Source organism: Hungatella hominis, assembly GCF_014288005.1.
Classification (GTDB): domain Bacteria; phylum Bacillota; class Clostridia; order Lachnospirales; family Lachnospiraceae; genus Hungatella; species Hungatella effluvii.
Window position 1 is genome coordinate 20,152 of record NZ_JACOPB010000025.1, and the last position, 19,418, is coordinate 39,569.

The window sequence follows — 19,418 nt, forward strand, 5'->3', positions numbered from 1 at the left end:
TTTCTCCTATCTTTGATAACTTAGAATCTTCTTCGCAATGCGGACAGGAAGTTTGGAGATATCCGAAATATTTAAAAAACCGTCCTGATATATCTCTTCAATCACTTCCCGGTCATCTCCGATTGCTGCAGCAAAAAGTAAAATTCCCTGCCGTTTTAGATTACCTTTTAAAGTTTTTAAGTCCTCTTTGGCTAAATCCCCGCTGTAGCCAAGCCCGGACGGTTGACCGTCCGATACGAGAAACAGCATTTTCAATTCTTCCGTCCTGGTTTTCAGACGCTCCGCAACAAAGCGGATTGCCGCACCATCCCTGTTACAGCCTCTCGGAGACATATCCATAATCCGGTACCGGTCCTTCCCATCTACAGAGTCAAATTCAGCATAAGCATACAAGTCTACCGTTTCCTCTGTGTAGAATTTGTCATAGCTGGTGGAATGCCCATAGACAATAACCGGGATTCCCAAATTCACACAGACATCATAGAGAATCAGCGCAGTCAGCCGTCCGTAGGTAATCCTGTCTCCATATCCCATAGATATAGACTCATCAATCAGTACCGCGATTGCTGCCTGCCGTGCCTCTCCAAGCGCACTGCGGCTCATAAATATTTTTCTATCCTGACGGTAAAGCCTGGAGCTGTCTATCTTTTTCCCCATAGGAAGGTTCTTTTTCATTCCATCTTCTTCAGGATGGATAATCTCCCACATCTCCTCCTTCAGCCGCTTTGCAGTTTTCAAAATATCCGGTGACAGGCTATCGTACATCCGTCTGCACTGAACCGGAACATTTTCAAGCCGATGGACCACTATGTTGCAGTCTTCATGTGCATACCCAAAATCCATATTTTCTGCTTGGCTGCTTATGGCTTTGATAAGTTTCTTTTCCTGTTCCTTTTCATACTTCTCCTCAGCCAAATCATATAACACCCGGTTCATGTCCTCCGCAGCATCAAAGTATCCGTTTCCATCATAAGCATGCTCCCATCTGATGAGCCGTTCTCCATTTGTCTCTTCGCAGACACTCTCTCCTTCAAACCGGCCGCCTTCCTGATCTGTGACTTCCGGTTTTGAGTTGTTGCGAAATATCTGCAAAAGTGCTTTTAACAGATTCTCTTTATCATCCTCGTCCTGTGGGTCAGTATCTTCCTCTGCGGCTCTTTCCACCATCTCTGAAGGTTCCTGTTCCGTTCCGCCTCCTTCCAAATCTGATTCCTCTTTCTCTTCCAACTTCTGGTCATTTTCTTTCTTCTCTTCATCTGTATGTTCCTCCTCTTCTTCCCATATACCGTCCCAGCCTTCTGGGGGATCCTCAATTTCCTCACATTCCTCCTCCAAATCTGGCGCCGGAATTGCAACATTGCAGAATACATGTTGTAAAATATCTTCTTCCTCTTCATCATCCTGATTATCTGTCTCTGATTCACTGCCAGGGTCATTGTCGCATTCAGAATCAGCATCACAATCGGAGTTTTCCTGACCGGAGGAATTATCCTTGCAATCGTCCTCCTGGCTGAAAGAACCATTCTCCCCGCCAGTATCTTCATCACTATCTGAGCTTTCTTTACTGCCAGATTCCGCTTCGCAGTCAGATGTTTCACCGTTCTGCGCTTCATTGGAAGATTTTTTTTTAGTCTCCTGTTCATGAAGCAGCTCAATCAAATCCTTCATATAGTCCCAGATTTTTAGTATCACCTGATTGGCAGCACGGAAACGCTCCATTTTATCCACGTTCACCACCGCGTCATCAATAATCTCCGCACAGTCGTACAAACAGTCCAGATACTCACCGGTATAGCCTTCCCAGTTGTTGATTTCTCCGGCTCTGGCATATCCCAAAATCAGATTTAAGATGATTGCCAGCCCATGATCCTGCTGCTGTATCTCCTGGGTGACAGTCGGCAGCTTCTCTATATGCCGGTTCGCATTCATTAAAATGCCTCTCCGGATACTGCCTGGATATTCATCACACATACGCATTTCGATGTAAATGTCCTCCAGAATGTTATTGATACGCAAAGCGGTTTCTGCAATCACAGATACCGCCGCCTTATCTCCGGCCTGGAGGAACTGTTTTATTTCCTCCAGTGCCTCACTCTCTTTTTCATTCCCCGGTACTGGTGGCCGGGGATATATTTTCCCTTCTTCAAACCCCTTTCCATATACTTTTCGTAAATATAAAGCAGTATATTTCTGATGGCCGCATTCATGCCCCAGAAATCCCACCAGGCTGTCTGTCTTTAATTCCTTTGTCGGAAAGCTCCTTGTAATAGGATTCGCAGCATTGATATACACATTATTTCTTCCTGTTACGGCAACCGTTGCCGATGGGCTGGTATTCCATCCTATGGAAACCTTTAGTCTTTTTCCCTGCTTTCGGACTAATGAATTTGCAAGCTTCTCCATGTTATAGATAAACGGCTTGGACGTAAAAACCTGCTTATTACTAATCTTATTTTTGATTTCCCGGATTCTTAAACGGTCATAACCTTTTTCCCTCATAAAACCTCCTTCCACTTATGCCGCTGCCGAAAATTCGAAATAGCTTACCTTAATGCAGTTTTCATAAATCTCCTCCCGATATTCTCTGTCAGAGGCTGCTTTACTTAAAATCGTTGATTTTGCCGCTTTTAGCACATCACCGGTCACCATGTATGCCCAAACCCAGGACTCATACTCCCGATACCCGCACACACCGCCGCGTATCCGTTCATTCCTGCAATACTGCCTGATTATTTCCACGGTTTCCGCCATTTTTAAAAGTATGACCTCATCTTTACAGCCAGTCTTTACCATGACCCGTTTCTTCATCTGCTCAGGCGTCAGCTCCTTTTTATCAAAAACCATACACATACGGGACAGGATTGATTCGTTCATATCTTTACAGCCCTTATAATCTGTGTTGGTGGTCAAGACAATTATGGTATCCGGGTTCCTGCGGACAATTTCGCCATCCGCCAGGGTAATGGATGCACAGTCATCTAACAGGCCATTCAGCTTTACCAGGGTCCCCGGCTTTCCAACCACCGCTGGCTCCTGCAGCTCAAAAACGGATGGCCGACGGCATGCTTTGATTAAGTCCGATTCCACCAATACAAAATCTTTCTGGTCTTTGCAGTTTTGATAACCGATTTTATAGATCTGACCCATCAGCTTCTCGAATGCCTGGCTGATATCCACATCCTCCTCATAGATCCCTGTATACTCACTCAGAACCGTGGACGGATCCATCATGAAATCCTCATAATCGGGCATTACCGGCGGTTCTGTCTTTACCTTATCGTTTGTATTTGGAATCATAGTTGAAACCAGATCCATCTCATCCGTACCCTCAGAGCAGGTCAAAAAATAATAGGGAAGCCCCAACGCCTTGGCAAGAATGACAACATCAATGGTCTTTCCGGTACCGGAATCTCCTCGCATCATAAACGTGCGCATAGGAGAATTCTGAATCATCTCAAGGATATCCTGTACCTCCTCTGACACATGATAATTGGGGGAAATCTGCGGTACACGGGCTTTCTCCTCCTCTGTCAGTTCTACATTCATACAGTATTTACTGCCCAGAGTCCCGATTGGCCTGGAATTTGCCGTAATCCGGTTAACGCTCATAATTTCAAATCGTCCAGACGTAACTTCCGTCGGCGCATATTCTCCGCCGGAGATGGCCTGGGGCGTTAAAATCGGAGCGTTTCCGGAGGCAAGAGAGTTCCTGTCTACCGGCAGACCATCCGTTCCCAACTCATTGGCTTTCTCCACCCGTCGGTAGATATTATCGCAGCAGACAAATGCGGCTTTGAGCGCCAGATCCATATCGGTCCAGTTGTACTTATACTGCTCTCTTAAAATCGTAAAGTTGTCATAAAATTCCTGATTAAAAAGCGGACCGTCCATATTTAAGCTGGCGTATTCAAGCATACACAATAAATACTTTCCATCACTCTGTCCTGACCGCAGAGCCGGCATATGCCGATGCAGACCGATTCCACTCTCACAGACTTTGAACTTCCCATTTTTGAAATTATATACGGCAACAATTCTTTCTTCCTCGTCTCTTTTCTTAAATTCGCCGCAGTAGAATTGAGTCTCACCTGTCTCATTCTTTTGAACACCTAACGCTCCCTCCGTATCTGTCTCCATTAACTCCACCAGTTTAAAAATCGCCCGCAAAACAGGGCCATGAAGTGTAGACTGCTTTCCCTGCTGCATCAGATTGTAGATCGAGATATGCTCCTCTTGTGATGATGCTTTGTTTAACCCCTTGTCGATGAGCGTCTGTAAAAACGGCTCCGGTACGGGTAAGCTGAATGTCCAGCTTTCAAATAACTTTGAAGATGCCATGTTATCCCTCTTTCTATTCGTCTTTTTTTAACGTTTCCATTGCTATTGACATCATGCTCCCTCCGCTAAAAAACGGTTTGTGGCCCTATGGGCTGCCCATATGGCGGTATCTGAAATCTGACGCTGCCATGCCCCATGGTATGTTGACCAGCGAAAACTTAAGTTCCTGTGCAAAAACTGCCGGAACTCTTCCGATGGAATGTCATCAAAATAAATCTGGACACGTTTTTCTTCCAGATTCATGTAAACACGCCCTCCTTCAAAATCCCAGCCTTCCGGCGGAGTCTCCCTTCTTGCCTTCAGCACCTCAATCCTTTTCCTAATCCGGTTAATGTTTGCATTCAGATTAGTAAGCTCAAACCGTCGGAACGGGATTTTCTCATAAGAACTCCCATTTCTTACCATACTGCCAGCATCTCTGCACGCTCATCGGTAACACCGCCACAGCCTTTACATGTCTTATGCTTTCTGTAATAGGCGTTCACACGTTACTTATAGCTCTGTTCCTCGATTAACCGTTCCAGCTTATCCATCAGCTTTTGAATTGCCTCCGGATCATCGGAAGAGATAGCCTGATTATTTTCCGCGGCTTCTGCCTTTGCTTCATAATACTCAGCCTTTTTTCCGGCTTCGACCGACTTTTCCATGTTATCCCAGATTTTCTTCTGATCCCGGCGGGCCCGTGCCTCACTGTGATGACCTACGAGGATTGGCTGCCCACCCTCAAATGCTTTTGCAATCTCATTTGACCGCTGATAACGGGCAACCGACTCGCGCTCTGCATGTTCCGCATGTTCCCGATACCGGTTAATCCTAGCCTGTTTTTTCTCTTCATAACGATTCATGGTATTCCTCCTTAAATTTCGTAACTAGCTTGCTATTCGCTTATCTGCACCGGTCTCCTGGGATTTTATTTTCTCAATCCTCAAAGCCTCCTGCTGAATCCGATACGCCAGTTTTGTATTTCTCTTCTCTCTATCATCCGTCATCACAGCCTCACAAAAAGCAGCCCAGTCTCCCACTAAAGTCACTTCACATCTTGCCCGCGTCACCGCTGTATAATAGATGTTTCGTTTCAGCATTCTTTTGAAGCAGGGGAGTACCGGAATGATGACAGAGGGATACGCGCTCCCTTGACTTTTATGTATGGTAGCCGCATAGGCAAGCATCAGTAACCCATAGTCTTCTGAAGCATATTCACCAATTCTTCCGTCCTCAAACCGGACCACTAATGTAGGAGTTCCGTCATCATTTTGATAAATGTCAGTGACTATCCCCATATCACCATTGGATACCTCTTCCTTGTTCTTTAACTGCATAACCTTATCCTGTAGGCGGAATACAGAGCTGCCAAGCTTCATTTCTAAACAACCCTGAACCTGCGGGTTTACCAACTCCCTTAGTTTTTTGTTGAGGGCGTTAGCTCCCACCGCTGTATCCTGCCGGAAGGGTGTTAGTACCTGCACCATATCGGTATCACCATGATTTGCTTCCAGCTTTTTCTGGTACAGGTCGGCAATCACTTCAGCCGCCACCTCGTCGCTGTCAACTGATATAAACTGAAAATCGTCTCCAAATAACAGGTCTGTATCTCCGTTGTTCATTTTTAAAGCATTGATAATAATCCGGGAGCCTTCTGCCTGGCGGAACTGTACGTCAAGAACCGTAACCGGAATAACTCCTGAATCAATCATTTCTTTAAATACATTTCCCGGCCCTACTGATGGTATCTGATCCGGATCACCGATAAAAACCACTCTGGCGCCATTCTTCACTTTAGAAATCAACACGAAGAAAAGCCACATATCCACCATGGACATCTCATCAACAATAATCAGGTCTTCCTCCAGTTCTTCCGTAAGGTCCAAATTAACTTCCTCTTCTTCCCCGGTGATGTAGAGCGCCTTATGGATGGTCATGGCCGGGTATCCTGTGCTGATTACCATATTGCGGCTGGCACGTCCGGTCGGAGCGCACAAAAGGGCGGTTTTCTTCCGCTCCTTCTTCTCAAACACTTTTAAGATAATCCTCTCGACTGTAGTTTTTCCGGTTCCAGGTCCCCCTGTTATGATAGATAAACTATTCGCAAATACACGCCTTACCGCTTCTTTCTGCTGCTTAGCCAGAACCATGTGTGTAGTCCCCTGAACCTCGTCCAGCTCCCGCTCAATGTCGTAGACCGGCTGCTTGTTGTTCATGACCCGAAGGATATGCACCGCTGCCATCTTCTCCGCCATATAATTCTTCATGGAATAAAGGTAATGTCCCTCCGCCGCTAAAAGCTCATCGGAAAAGACCATTTCATTTCCAATATCCTTAATTAAACGTGTATTTACAGCCTGTCGGTATATCCCATAATTTAGAAGTTCCGCCGCCTGTCTAACAATATCCCTGCCTTCTAAATACAGATGACCATCGCCCTCTGAATTTTTTAAGACCTGAAGAATCGCTGCTTTAATCCGCAGTGTGTCATCTGGCCGGAAATTTTTGTTTCTTCTTGCGATGATATCCGCACTCTCAAACCCGAAACCACTTAATTCAAAAAGCCTGAATGGTTTTTCCTTCACAATTTGTAAAGCCTTTGAGCCAAAGTAATCACAGATTTCGGACACCCGTTTCGGCCCTACCTTTAAGGGAGCCAGGTATTGCATCAGCTCCCGCAAAGAACGGCTTTCCGAGTATGAGCTAAGGATTGTCTCCAGCTTGCTTTTCGTAATTCCTTTTACTTCCAGCAGCTTCTCTGGCTGTGTATCAAAAATCTTCAGGGTATCTTCTCCAAACCGTTTTACAATCCGGCCGGCAGTTACCGGCCCGATTCCTTTAATCAGTCCCGATGCCAGATAACATGTAATCCCCTCTTTGGTTGTCGGCATAAATATCTGACTTTCCGTCACTGACAACTGTAATCCATAGCTTGTTTTAATCCACTTACCTTCCAGTCCCGTATCAATCCCTTCTATAAAGGGGATTGCAGTTCCAATGGCCGTAAAAACACTCTCTCCGCTTTTGAAAGACTGGTTTTCGGCCGATTCCGGAATTGTCTGATAGGTCTTATAAGCGGCTATGGTATATCCATTTTCATCGTTATAATATATCTTGCGATGCGGTATACACTGAATCAAACTTGATACCTCCACTTATTAGCCATTCCACGATAAATAAACATACCTTCCCTTCACAGAAGCCTGTAATCCCCCCTCCCGGGTTAAAAAGCGGCAAATATCCTCTGCCTTTTCACCCGGATATTCCGGCAGGCAGCCAACACGCCGATACCCCTTTGGGGTCCTGATATTACAGATTCCATCCCTCCGCAGCCAGCATTCATATATGCCTTTTGCATTAAGATTGGTAACAATCTGGTTTAAGCGCTCTTTGCCAATCCTTCCATACCAGGCGATTATCGTTTGGGTGTCTGCATCTTCTACGCTGTCCTCCATCGCTTCTGAGACTGCCTCTGTGTCTAACGGTGCAGACTCTGTTTTTGCAGCCTTTGTATCCTCTTCCTGGAACGCCTCTGGAATGGTTCCGCCTAGCATGGTCACCAGATGTTTCCTCATGTTTTTTAATACACCCAGCGCCCATGGATTTTTCAAAGCACACAGAACAACAAAAAATGGGATTCCAAGTGAAATGACATTGACTGCAATTCCTAGCGCAAACGGGAGCAGAAACGGAAGTAAAATACTGCACCCGATTCCTAAGAGCACAAGCTGCATGATCTTTCTGATATTTTTCTGTTCCAAATTTTTTACCTCCTTCATAAAAAGAGGGAACTGAAATCCTGAATCAAAAGACTCTTATTCCCTCTGGTTTTCGTTCATTTAGTTAAATGGCAGACTCCCATCTTCCATGCCGTCATCAATATTCATAAAGTCACCCTTGTTAGCGGCAGGTGCATTCCGCTGGGAGTTCCTGGCTGTTGATCTTGCTGCCTGTCTCGCCGGCTGCCTGGCTGGCTGCCTTGACGGTGCCTGGTTCGATTGCGACGGCAGGCTCCTCTGTGCCGGCTGACTGCTCTGCGCCGGTTGGGCTCTCTGCGCTGGCTGACTTTGCTGATTTACCGGCGGCGTCCCCTGATTTCCGCCATCCTCACTGCTATTTTTCTTGCTTTCTGCAAATTCCACATCATCAACAAGGTACTGCATCGAATAAACTTTTACCCCTTCTTTGTTGGTATAGTTATTGTTCTGCATTTTCCCAGTTAACAACAGCTTCAGTCCTTTTCTTCCAAAACGCTCCAGCAGCTCTGCCTTGCGGTCGAATGCCGTGCATCGGAAGAAATCCGCGTTAGGCTCTCCTTCCCGCGATCCTCTCCGGTCTACCGCAAAGTCAAACCGTGCAATCGCCATTGCACTTTCTCCCTGTGTATAAGTAATTTCCGGGTCATTGGTCATTCTGCCTAAAAAAATGCACTTGTTCATACACTCTCTCCTTTAGCAATTATTGATTTCCCTTCTCTGCACATTAAATAAATCCACTCTTCGGTCTTTTCATCCCAGACTTTGATGTTATGATCCAGGATACCTTCCTCAACCAGAAACAGGCGGTTCTTGTCATTCGCCTCGCTTAAAAGTTCTCTTACCCGTTCATTGGTAAGATCTGCCCCATAAAAGTGTCCTGGTAAACCTTTTACAAAGCTGTGAACCATTCCTTCCTCGCTTACCAGAAGACAGTCATATGCCTCGGCTACAGTCAGTGATAATTCTTCCATTAATGTTCCTATCCTCCTTCCTTTCAACTTAGATTAATAAACGTCCTATCCTCCTTCCTTTCATTTTCAGGCAAAAAAATAAGACACAAAGAATTTCCATTCTAAGTGTCTTGAAAGCAGGTGATTCCTGCTGCGCCTTTTCCTTTTAAGGTATTCCCTCAAATTTCAACTTCCAGCTATGTGCTGGAACAAAATAACTTATCCGGCTCAGTAAGCCAGACATAAATCAAATATCACTCCAAGAATAACACAATATATAGTTTCCGTCAATACATTATATCTGTATATAGTGTTCTCTATTGAGTTCTATAATTTTTCCATAAGCCTATGAAATTCGGATCCATAGAGTACGTATTTCTCATAAATTTCTCTGTATTTCTTATCATTTTAAAAAAACCAGGGAATCTGATAATACCCCTCTACTAGAAATCGGATTGTCATATTATTTGCTTCAAAGCGGTATTTTAAATCCTGTTCCTCTACCGTCAACACTCCATTATGGAAATTAAAAACAACGCTGGAGCCCAGATGCGGCTCATAATCTGGATTTTCAATCTTCTTATTGCACTCATTAAAATAGTTCCTCTCCTTATCAATCAGCAATTCTGCCATTTCCATATTTTCTTTGATTTCCCTTCCCCTGTTTATTTGAGAACCAATCCATAATCCCAACAGCAGCGCTGATGCAACAATAACAATATAACTCCATCTTATCATGTATTTTCCTCCTCCGCCTTCACATAATATTAGTATCTTATTATTCTTTTTATCAATAAATAGCATAATTTTCTACTTTTGTGTTTTATTTCTATCACTCTATATAATTGAGTTACAAGACGTGATAAAGACGTACAAAGGAGACGCTTATGGTTGGTGAACGCTTATATGATTTGCGAAAAGATGCAGGCTTAACCCAGGAAGCACTGGCTAAAATATTAAATACTACGAAACATGCCATATCAAAATATGAATGTGAACAAGCAGAACCTCCGGACACGATGAAAATCCTGATAGCAAAGCATTTCCATGTGTCTGTGGATTACCTGCTCGGACTCACCGATACCCCGGCCCCTTACTCCACCAAACCGCTTCTGCCGCTGCCAGAAAATTTTCCTCCAGAAGCCAGAGCAGAATTGCAGGAATTTATCAGGTATCTGAAATACAAATATAAAATTTAGGCAGGGGGTTGTGGTGATATAACTCCCTGCCTGCCATTTTCATATAAATTTTTAGTTCTTCCGGCCTCTAATTCTCCCGAATTGCATCAAGCATGATAGGGCTGCCAACACAAAATTCCTCTGTTTTTCTGTAAATTTTAATTTTATGGATTCCCCCTTCGCTTTGCAGAAGCAGCATTTTCCGGGAATTGTATATCAGTTCGGCTTCTTTTTTCAAAATTTCTTCATCGGAAAGCCCGCCGTATTCCCTTGGCAGATCAATATGTATTCCATGATAGCCGTCATTAATTGAAAGCAGCAGCCCGCCGCTGTTTCCAACCGCTTTACAAAAGAGCTGCTCTTCTATGATAAGGTCCACCAGGCGGCCCATAAAAATATCTGCCGATATCAAATCACAGTCCGGATACTTCCCATAGATCTGCTCCTTCAGCTTTTCTTCATCATAACCCGGGAGCAGTTCAAAGTAATCAGGTCCGCCATAATAATCATTGGACCATACTCCAATTATCACATCATTTAAGTATAGCTTACCGGTCCACACAATACTTTCCGGGCCTTCTGTTGATTTCAGCCCTTTTACTGTTATTCCATTTAAACTCGCCATTTTATCCCTCTTTTCCTAATATAATTTACTCGCGGTCGTCTAAGATTTTCATAACGGAGATCTCATATGTGACCATTTCTTCCTGACCCCCCATTGGAAACTGCTTCACATATTTTCGGTTCTGCATTCTTCCCAGGATGTGAATTGGTTCTCCAACCTTTTTCCCGCCTGCTTTACGGGCATCTTTTCCCCAACAGATACAGGGGATGTAATCCGATTTCCCATAGGGCCGGTTAACTGCAACCATTAAATCCGTGATTTCCCGGTTTAACGGTGTCCGCCGATAGATTGGCTCCTTACAGAGAAATCCATTCAGTTCTACCTGGTTAATACCCTTATCATAATCCTGTGCCTCCCATACTTCCCGTGCAAAAATGCGTAACAATACTTGCCTATGATTGCCAACGTCTTTAGAGTGGGTCCGAAGTTGTCCTCTGATTCCAACATGTCTCCCTGCTTTTAACTGGCTGCAAAAACGTTCAGGCAGTATAACAGGCACTTTGTCAATATTTCCACTGAGCCTTTTTACTTCAACTGCTACCTCATAAAACCGCTCACCGAAGCTGGTATGGCTGTAGCAAGGCTCCTGTCCCACCTCGCCTGTAATTTTGATGTAGCTATTCTCACCATTCTCCTGCTTAAACATATGTTTCTCCATTTCCTTTCCTCTGTGTAATGTAATTTTTTCTCTGCCGATCTACATACGGTTTCCAGTAATCGTCTATTCCTTTAAAATTTCCTGCCCAGCTGCCGTCTGAATCTAAATCCCACTTTTTTCTCCGGTATCGGATTGACCGCGCCTGGCACATTTCATATAGCCGGTTGCTCCCTTTACGGATTTCATTCCGCTTTCGCTCCTTATAGGGACAGACAGCTCCTTTCGTAAACTCCAAACCACATGTATCACAGTATTTTTCGATATGGTCACAGATTATTTTCATTTGACGATCCATATCATAATAATCAATGACTTCTTTAACTCCATTCCCTGCCAGCACGGTAAGAAGCTGTTCTAATCCCCTATAGTTGTTAACTCCCGGATTCCCAATGAAGGTGCGATCAGAAAACTCGTGAGCAATCAGCCCTTTTAGCACACCGTCTGTTACACATACCCTCTTATCATATGGGTTCCCGAAAAATGCGGCCGGGCTGCTGCTGCTAACTCCTTTTTCCCGTCCTGCACTTGACAGCCAGATATACTTCCTTCCATGGATTGGTACGTCAAGGCGGATTTGAAAACCGATTAAATCTCCTGAGATATCCGGAACCGGGCAGAGATATCCGGAATACTTCTTACCAAATGCGATGTCCCAGTTCCCCCGGTTATTGAGATAAAACCCCGGCACTCCTGACAGACTTAAATCTTTTAGCAAAAGCTTCCTGGCAAGCTCCTCCGTCCCATAAACAGGTGTACTGCGAAACTGGAACCGTTTAATCGCCTCCTCAGAAAGCCCCCGTTCCTTTAGCAGAGACAGATGCCGATCTGTTAAATTCAGTAGCTTGAGAAGTTCCATGTAGACCCTGTTCCTTTTTGTATTGTCCGCAGTTTTTGCCTCCATCACAGATGGCTTCCGAATCTCATATTCCCGGTTTAGAGGGTATCCGCCAACAGTCAACTGCTCGCGGATTTCACGATACGCGATTTTAAAGCAGTCCGGACCGGTGATTCCCTTTAATTCGCAATATAATGTAAGCATGTTTCCCTGGGCACCGCAATTGTAGCAGTGATACACATTCTTAATCCGGCTGCCTTTCCAGATACAGGCGTTCATTTTCCCGCGGTCATCCCCACAAAACGGGCAAATCAGATTAAATGAATCTTCTCCATCCGTCAGACGGATTAGTCTCAGAATATCTACAACGTCAGCGATGCTGAAGGGAGGTATAAAATTTTCGATTTCCCCATCTCCTTTAACTACAAATCCACTAGATTAAAAATATTGTAATTAAGACGCAGCTTTTAATAAAACTCTTGCAGCCTGCCGGACGGTATCGTTTGGACCCTTGTATTTGTATGCCATCCACTGCAAATCATCAATTCCTTTTGCCCCGTCAAGCGCAATCTCCCCCAGTGTCCGTCCTCTGTTTGCCACGCCAAAGTTGCATACCACTTTTTTGGCATCTTCCACAGTAAACATTCCGGAAGCCGATGCATCAGGAGTCGGTTGTACCGTTCGCTTCTCTTCCTGCTGTGCCTTTCTCGCGTTTTCCGGTAACTGTACGGGTGTACCACTTTCTGGTTTAATGTTGCGGGAAGGTGGCGGAGCCTGTGTCTTTGCTGCCTCCTCTTTCTTATCTTCATAATTCGCGCCATCCCCTTCCTGCTCATCATAGTTTTCCTGCTGCATATCCGGGTCATCACCGCCCTGGTCAATCGTAAACTTATTGAAGAAATAATATTTCAAAGCATAAGTAAAAGCGCTTCCTTTTGCTTTATCCGGCATTTCATTGGTTCCGATCGCATGAATTTTAATTTCCTTAAAATCCTGCGGATCCTCCACATTGGTCCAGAGTAACTTTAAATCCGCCTCATACAGCCAGTAATTCACACCTGAAATATAGCGGACAAAAACCTGGTTACCATTTTCGTCAGTATTGGTAGCCGTTTCATCCACAATATCAAAATTGACCCCAAACTCGTTCATAGCCGGAGTCAAAAATCGGTAGATATCGTCTATTTTGAGAAAGTCATAGTCAACATTCTCATTGTACCTGCGCTTTACTAATGCCGGAATCGCCTTGCGTATTTCCACAAACTTCTCTTGTAATGTCATGTGTTTCCTCCTCAATTTTTTCTCATGACGCTGTCAATAAATCAAAACTGAACTGACCGTCTGCCTCCTCCAGAAAAGCCTCTCGAATTTCTGCCGCATCGACCGAAGGCTTACTGACCACTGCCTCGATAACAACTTCACTCACAGTTTCCGCAACTGCTCCATTAGCGGATATCTCCTCAGTCCTGGTCTTTTCACAAAATCTCCAGGAATTCAGGAAGTACATAGGCGTATAATAGACCTCATTATCTGGATGAAATCCGGGCTTCGACAATGAATCTCCAATAATGATGCACGCGGAACAGCCTAACAGAGTTAATTGGATATAGCACATTTTGGCTGCTGTTGCATCAATATCCTGTGCTACAAACAACACTTTTTCATGATAATTCACACCATGAGCCCTGGCAGAATTGGCAAATGCGATTAGCAAAGCTCCTGCACCGCAAGCCGGATCACTCACTGATATAAACCCTTTTTTCTCCACTTCCGCTTTAAGATCTCCACCGTTTTGAACCTCTGCCATAAACTCACAGATATGATATGGTGTAAAGAACTGTCCCTTCTGATGTTGGTTCAGGTTTAATGCCGTATAAAGATTTCCCAGAAAGTCTTGCTTGGGATTCTCTTCAAACGCCATGGTTACCACACTTAAAAGCTGGGGGAATATTTCCTGTTCTTCTTTTTCATAAGAACGTATAATGGAGAGATAGCAATCTTCTCTTTCCGTTCTTTCAGGCGTTGGCATCACATTTGCAAAGGCAATTGCGGCCATGGTCAGAAAATCATTCCACACCTCCCAGTTAGAGCGTCTACCGCCTAAACGGTTAAACAAGGTAATAAACTCTTTATCCCACTGTTTTTTCATGCCGGCTTTTCTTCTTTCTTAATATAAAAAATGTTGGAAACGTTTGTCTTTGCATATTCCTGATAAACGTCAGGATATGTAAGTTTTAACTTCTCCAACTCTGCTTTGTTAATTGCTGTTGTCACTCTTTTTGTATAACCGACACGGTAAATAATATTGCCGGTATTCAACTCCCCTCCTTCAGCCTGACCAAGCGCTTTCTGCACCGGTATATAGATTTCCTTAATCTGCTCCTTTACTTTCCTTGCCTGACTCTCTAACTCAGCCCTTTTCGCGTCAAGCTGCACATATTTTTTCATCACATCTTCCAGTTCCCCAGGCAATACAATCGTTTTGCCAGGTTCAATCTTCCGGTATTTTTTGATTGCTTCCAATACCAAATCCGGCTCTTCGTAAAACTCCGGTTCATGGTCCGCCTGTACATTATTTACCCAGAAATCCCGTTCCAGCTCAATCATTTCCTCTTCCAATTCCAAATCCCTGGTTAAGGTTCTGATAAAAAATGTATTTTCCGAATTTCCATAGAGGCATAGGAATATTACTCCCGCCACATTGGTGACACTCATATAATGCATTCCCTGCAGCATATAATGATAGGGGATAGAATCATTGGCCCACTCTTCTTTATTGAAGCTGAAACTTGTTTTGCACTCTAGCACCCATATTTCTCCATCTTTCTCCACGAAAAAGTCAATGTCTCCGACCATAAACGGATAAAGTGGGTGACGAAACATCTTTCTTACCGCATATGGTTTCAACCCGGTTTTCTTCATAAATATCTGGACCACCAATTCTTCCAGACGATGTCCGATTTCCAGACTGACCCAGTTACGCTCTTCCTCCACAACCGGCTGATGTCCCATCTTCTCATGATAGAGTTCATTGGCTGTTTTCCACGGCGATACACGGTAAATACAGGCTACGTCACTGCCTCCAATCCCGCTCCTACGATGTTCCTGCCACTCCTCTTCTGTGATTTTTGTGATGTCATCTACAAAAACCTCTGGTTCATAGTTCAAATTCAGCAAGTATTTCCACCTCCTCACAGAATCCTATTTTAAATCTCCGGGAATATCGTATTCACTCCACCGCAATGTCAGACATCTGGAGATAGCCTCTTCCAAATCTGCCAAAGCCTTTCCCTGAACGCCATTAACCTCTGATATAAAAATACTGTTGCAGATCGCACAGTACACGTCATATCCGCTGCAAGCACCGCCCATATAAGCAGCATTAAACTGTTCTACAGTTTCAGCAATCAGCTTTTTTCCAATATTCACCCGCTTCATCAGCCCGGTAATCACATTGGCCGGATGGTTCAAATAAATATGGAACAACCGTTCAAGGCCGGAAAGAGCCTCCTCGTATCTGGCAAATGCCATAGACATATTGGCGTCAAACTTTGCCATGGACGCTTTTTTTTCATGAGCCAGCTTTAATGCCTTTCCAAGCACCAGTGGCCGCTTCTCTTCACCGATCAGCAGAGAATAATAGATATTAGCACCGCTGGCACCAACATCAGACGAAGAAACCCTGACTGTAGCTGATAACTGGCCATTCAAATCCTCCCGGTAATTCCTCAACGCACTCCGGTAAGCAGAGACCAGCTCCTCATCTTCAATTTCCCAGGTAGCTGTTGCCATCGTGTGATCATAATATCCGCCTTTAAACTTTGCTTCATCATATTTCCCGTTGATATAAGAAGAAGCTGTACCAAAAATTTCGGTCATCGGCAGTATACAGTAATCACTCTCATCACCGCCGTGAACCGCCCGAACCTTTCCTTCCTGAATCCGGATTAGAGCATCTCCCCTGGTCACCTTCAGGCAGTCATTTAAAATCCTGGCAAGCTTCGGTTTTTCTATATCAGACAGTGCGTTTCCGTTGACCCTAGCCCTACTTTTTAACGTAGACAGGCTGGATTTCCCCAGCGGATAGACAGACCTCCCCAACTTCAGTAAAAGCCCCGTGTTCTGGCAGGTATCCTTAATAATTTCCGTTTCCTTCAGTTCCTCCGTAATCTGCTGGCACAAAGCTTCATTTTCCTCTGCCGGCAGTACCCGGATTGAATTGCTGGGCCTGACATCCCATCCAGCCCGTTCCTCCAGTTCCTCCAGGAAGCCATGCAGCTGGTCCTCCTTTGTGAAATTAATTGAAAAATCGTCCTGATAATTCATTCCTTCTCCTTTCTAGCTGGCTTCTTCCAGCAGCACTGCGGCTGTGATATGACCGTCTTCAATGATCCATTCCAGACCGTATCCAGCTAACTCAACCAGTTCGTCAATACTTAATAAATCTGCATTGTTTCATAAAACCTGTGTACCAACCATTTCTTTCTCTCCTTTCGTTCTTCTTAAAGCACAAAAAAAGACCCAAAAAGATGATCTTCTCGTCTTTTTGGGTCTTTCTAAACGAACCATTCCTGGTCCGGCTTTAGCAACAGGCAACTGCCTCAATCATAAAACTCCCGGTTTTTACCGGAACAAAACTTTGATATGTTTTGGGAACATATAAAATCACTATCAACTATACATTATCACAATATATGGTAAGTGTCAAATATTTTCATCTATATACAGTATGCTTATTCGCATTTTTCTACTTCCTCTACGCCTAAAAAACTGTCTGAATAAAAAAATGTTCCTAGGTTCCCGCTTCCTGGCCGAAAAAAGAACCGGTATGACCCGCCTTCATTTACACGCCAGTTTTTATCAAGCAGCAATGTCTCAACTGTTCCATCCTCTTGCAGCACCGTCACACGGTAAAACCGCCCAAGACGCAGCCTGCTTTTTACTTTTAAAATCACGCCTTCCATGGAACAATAATTTCTTTTCATAATAACCCGGAATATACCAAACACTTTAAATCCAACTGCCAGAGACAAACATGCCGATAAAATCAAAAAGTCCTCTGCGCCATATTTAAGTCCCGCATATAATCCTGCCAAAAACACTATAATCAATAGCCCAATCAGAATATAAATCTTATTTTTCAAAACTCCTGGAGCTTCATGCCACTCATACAAAATTGGTATGAAAAACTCTTTTACCCTCTCTCTGATTTTATTCATCAGCAGACAGCCTCACTCACAGAACATTCCTGGACACATTGAATGGTCAGACGCTTTTTCTTATAGAGCTGCACCACCGACAGAAGGAAATCCAGCTTGATTGTCTCCCTCAGCTCCTGATACTCCGGCAGCATACGGAATGACCATTTTGCATTCTCCTCCAGCACACGGTACAAATCATCCAGCTGCAGAGATATATTTCCAGACCTTTCCAGCTTTCCAAGCAATAGCTTTTCATTCTCATTCATAATCATTCCTGTGAACGCTCCTCTTACTGAAAATCCGTGAGATATTCCCATGCAGAAGGCCCGGAAACGCAGCGACAACGGCAGCCGGTTTGGAATGACAAATACTTTTAGCAGCAAGTCTGCCACAGCTTTTTCCGCACACTCGCCTTCCCCGCATACCAGCAGCCCGCGTCTCAAAAGACGGCTGACACAATATTGTATCTCGCTGCTTTTTACCGACCTTTGCAGCCAATCATCATCTCCGTGTCTCCCGGCCTGTCCCATCAGGCTGAGTACATAACCGTCAAGATCATTTCTATCCACAAAGTTCCACAGAAGGGCCGACCAGACATATACCTCCATATTCACCAGATAATACTCCCCACCGGAAGCCTCCACCATAAACCTTCCCTTTTTATCCATTGTTTTCTTACCAACCGCACTTAAAATCTGCATAGTTTTCCTCCTAATAATAAGATAAAAGCGGTACAATCACAGGCACAGCATAAAATAACAGATAGAAAACCGGGAACGGGAACCGCGGCGGCTTCCTCCATTTTTTGTCCGCTGGAATTTTTAAGGGCAGGACTGGCCTAAGTTTAGAAACCTGATCCCTGAAATTCAAAAACAGAGCCCAGAATTCCTCACCTCCGTACCCAAAAGACTCAACCCGTATGACGCTGTATGCGTTCCCATCTGCCATGATTCGGCTGTCTCTGGCTGCATTTTTTAACATCACGTAGAAAACAGGACGTCCTTTCCTCTTTTCCGCCCCAAGTCCCTCCACCTCTCTGATATCTATTTTGGCGGTCTCATATTCCTGTTCCCGAAGCGGCTGACAGATGGCAAGTGTCCCTTCCTCCAGTTCCAGAAAGCAATTTGACATATCCATCACAGATTGATCCTGATTCCTGTAACACGCAAACAGTGCCGCTGCCCCAACCATAGATATCAATTCTAAATAAATCATCTGCCAGCTTCTGTATCCTGCCGCAACAAGAACCAATAGTATCATCCCCGCCGCTGCATATATCACAGAGAACCGGCGGTACAAATCACGCCGGTCCATCCTTTTATACATTTCATCTTCATTTGCTTCTAAGCGCAACCAGTTGCCTCCTCTCCAGCATCTCTATGCCGCTTCCTTCTTATAACAGCTATCCCAGAACTTCTCACACTCTGCCACGGTCCGTTCACAATAGTAATCCGAAAAATTCCCAATATGGGCTTCCCCCGGCTCTATTCCCAGCTTGAAAGCCAGCCAGCCGTATGCCTCGCTCCTGGACATCACGTGATTTTTCATATCCTGTCAAACGCCCTGTGGGCCACGATTCTCTTATGCCTTAAATCTCCATCAGCCAGGCTCCCTTTGGGAAGCGTTGTCCCTTCGTGGACACCCACATAGGCGCTGCACCGGTCCGGATAATTGCTGCATACATACAGACGACTCCCCGGCAGGATGGTTTGGCTGCCATAGACATATTCTGCCGGCCGCAGCACTGCCCGGCCTCCGCAGTAAGGGCAGATTACATCCGGCTTCCGCTTCTTGCTCCTGCCATTCTTTTTATTACACATGGATTTCATTTTCTGACCCCTTTCATATTGGTTATGATTTAAGTGTAATAAAACAGACCTGCCTGTGGGAACC

At 44.6% G+C, this 19,418-nt stretch carries 22 protein-coding genes; 1 reads left to right on the plus strand and 21 read right to left on the minus strand.

All coding sequences use genetic code 11. The features are described from left to right. Positions 1-6 precede the first annotated feature (6 nt). The 9 genes from H8S75_RS29445 to H8S75_RS29485 form a co-directional block, all read right to left on the minus strand. Positions 7-2,499, minus strand: a complete 2,493-nt coding sequence (locus H8S75_RS29445) for a vWA domain-containing protein (protein ID WP_187024558.1) — start codon at positions 2,497-2,499, stop codon at positions 7-9. Positions 2,500-2,514: 15 nt separating this feature from the next. Continuing rightward, positions 2,515-4,338 carry a P-loop NTPase family protein gene (locus H8S75_RS29450; RefSeq protein ID WP_187024559.1) on the minus strand — a complete coding sequence of 608 codons (1,824 nt, stop codon included), beginning with the start codon at positions 4,336-4,338 and terminating at the stop codon, positions 2,515-2,517. Positions 4,339-4,389: 51 nt separating this feature from the next. Next, positions 4,390-4,743, minus strand: a complete 354-nt coding sequence (locus H8S75_RS29455) for a hypothetical protein (protein ID WP_187024560.1) — start codon at positions 4,741-4,743, stop codon at positions 4,390-4,392. A gap of 83 nt (positions 4,744-4,826) precedes the next feature. Next, positions 4,827-5,183 carry a DUF3560 domain-containing protein gene (locus H8S75_RS29460; RefSeq protein WP_187024561.1) on the minus strand — a complete coding sequence of 119 codons (357 nt, stop codon included), beginning with the start codon at positions 5,181-5,183 and terminating at the stop codon, positions 4,827-4,829. Positions 5,184-5,207: 24 nt separating this feature from the next. Next, entirely contained in the window at positions 5,208-7,460 is a 2,253-nt protein-coding gene (recD2, locus tag H8S75_RS29465; RefSeq protein ID WP_187024562.1) for an SF1B family DNA helicase RecD2, read from the minus strand. Between the two features lie 18 nt (positions 7,461-7,478). Then, the gene (locus H8S75_RS29470) at positions 7,479-8,081 is read right to left on the minus strand and encodes a hypothetical protein (RefSeq protein WP_049943652.1); all 603 of its coding nucleotides are present in this window, start codon (positions 8,079-8,081) and stop codon (positions 7,479-7,481) included. Between the two features lie 78 nt (positions 8,082-8,159). Continuing rightward, positions 8,160-8,759 (minus strand): single-stranded DNA-binding protein, encoded by a 600-nt coding sequence (locus H8S75_RS29475; RefSeq protein ID WP_187024563.1) that lies wholly within the window; start codon positions 8,757-8,759, stop codon positions 8,160-8,162. Further along, complete coding sequence (locus tag H8S75_RS29480) at positions 8,756-9,049, minus strand: hypothetical protein (RefSeq protein WP_187024564.1); 294 nt, start codon at positions 9,047-9,049, stop codon at positions 8,756-8,758. The genes H8S75_RS29475 and H8S75_RS29480 overlap by 4 nt, the downstream gene beginning before the upstream one ends. A 387-nt stretch (positions 9,050-9,436) precedes the next feature. Next, the gene (locus H8S75_RS29485) at positions 9,437-9,766 is read right to left on the minus strand and encodes a hypothetical protein (RefSeq protein ID WP_187024565.1); all 330 of its coding nucleotides are present in this window, start codon (positions 9,764-9,766) and stop codon (positions 9,437-9,439) included. Positions 9,767-9,915: 149 nt separating this feature from the next. On the opposite strand from H8S75_RS29485, the gene H8S75_RS29490 reads away from it, so the two are divergent. Beyond that, positions 9,916-10,227, plus strand: a complete 312-nt coding sequence (locus H8S75_RS29490; protein WP_187024566.1) for a helix-turn-helix domain-containing protein — start codon at positions 9,916-9,918, stop codon at positions 10,225-10,227. Between the two features lie 67 nt (positions 10,228-10,294). Here the strand turns inward: H8S75_RS29490 and H8S75_RS29495 are convergent, their stop codons facing one another. The 12 genes from H8S75_RS29495 to H8S75_RS33480 form a co-directional block, all read right to left on the minus strand. Next, the gene (locus tag H8S75_RS29495; RefSeq protein ID WP_187024567.1) at positions 10,295-10,831 is read right to left on the minus strand and encodes a hypothetical protein; all 537 of its coding nucleotides are present in this window, start codon (positions 10,829-10,831) and stop codon (positions 10,295-10,297) included. 25 nt (positions 10,832-10,856) lie between these two features. After that, a complete protein-coding gene (locus H8S75_RS29500) occupies positions 10,857-11,489 on the minus strand; it encodes a single-stranded DNA-binding protein (protein WP_187024568.1) in 633 nt (210 codons plus the stop codon). After that, a complete protein-coding gene (locus H8S75_RS29505) occupies positions 11,470-12,729 on the minus strand; it encodes a DNA primase (protein ID WP_187024579.1) in 1,260 nt (419 codons plus the stop codon). Before H8S75_RS29505 ends, H8S75_RS29500 begins: the two co-directional genes overlap by 20 nt. A 48-nt stretch (positions 12,730-12,777) precedes the next feature. Next, positions 12,778-13,605, minus strand: a complete 828-nt coding sequence (locus tag H8S75_RS29510; RefSeq protein WP_187024569.1) for an ERF family protein — start codon at positions 13,603-13,605, stop codon at positions 12,778-12,780. A gap of 22 nt (positions 13,606-13,627) precedes the next feature. After that, on the minus strand, positions 13,628-14,473 hold the full coding sequence (locus tag H8S75_RS29515; RefSeq protein ID WP_021641983.1) for an N-6 DNA methylase: 846 nt from the start codon (positions 14,471-14,473) through the stop codon (positions 13,628-13,630). Then, positions 14,470-15,501 (minus strand): YqaJ viral recombinase family nuclease, encoded by a 1,032-nt coding sequence (locus H8S75_RS29520; protein ID WP_002570121.1) that lies wholly within the window; start codon positions 15,499-15,501, stop codon positions 14,470-14,472. The genes H8S75_RS29515 and H8S75_RS29520 overlap by 4 nt, the downstream gene beginning before the upstream one ends. A 24-nt stretch (positions 15,502-15,525) precedes the next feature. Next, a complete protein-coding gene (locus tag H8S75_RS29525; protein ID WP_187024570.1) occupies positions 15,526-16,650 on the minus strand; it encodes an endonuclease III in 1,125 nt (374 codons plus the stop codon). A gap of 407 nt (positions 16,651-17,057) precedes the next feature. Next, on the minus strand, positions 17,058-17,543 hold the full coding sequence (locus H8S75_RS29530; RefSeq protein ID WP_187024571.1) for a hypothetical protein: 486 nt from the start codon (positions 17,541-17,543) through the stop codon (positions 17,058-17,060). Then, complete coding sequence (locus H8S75_RS29535) at positions 17,543-18,226, minus strand: hypothetical protein (RefSeq protein ID WP_002570124.1); 684 nt, start codon at positions 18,224-18,226, stop codon at positions 17,543-17,545. The genes H8S75_RS29530 and H8S75_RS29535 overlap by 1 nt, the downstream gene beginning before the upstream one ends. Positions 18,227-18,236: 10 nt before the next feature. Then, on the minus strand, positions 18,237-18,878 hold the full coding sequence (locus H8S75_RS29540; RefSeq protein WP_002570125.1) for a hypothetical protein: 642 nt from the start codon (positions 18,876-18,878) through the stop codon (positions 18,237-18,239). A 24-nt stretch (positions 18,879-18,902) separates the two neighbouring features. After that, the gene (locus tag H8S75_RS33475; protein WP_330615969.1) at positions 18,903-19,073 is read right to left on the minus strand and encodes a zinc-finger-containing protein; all 171 of its coding nucleotides are present in this window, start codon (positions 19,071-19,073) and stop codon (positions 18,903-18,905) included. Continuing rightward, positions 19,070-19,354 carry a zinc-finger-containing protein gene (locus H8S75_RS33480; protein WP_330615970.1) on the minus strand — a complete coding sequence of 95 codons (285 nt, stop codon included), beginning with the start codon at positions 19,352-19,354 and terminating at the stop codon, positions 19,070-19,072. The genes H8S75_RS33475 and H8S75_RS33480 overlap by 4 nt, the downstream gene beginning before the upstream one ends. Between the last annotated feature and the right edge of the window lie 64 nt (positions 19,355-19,418).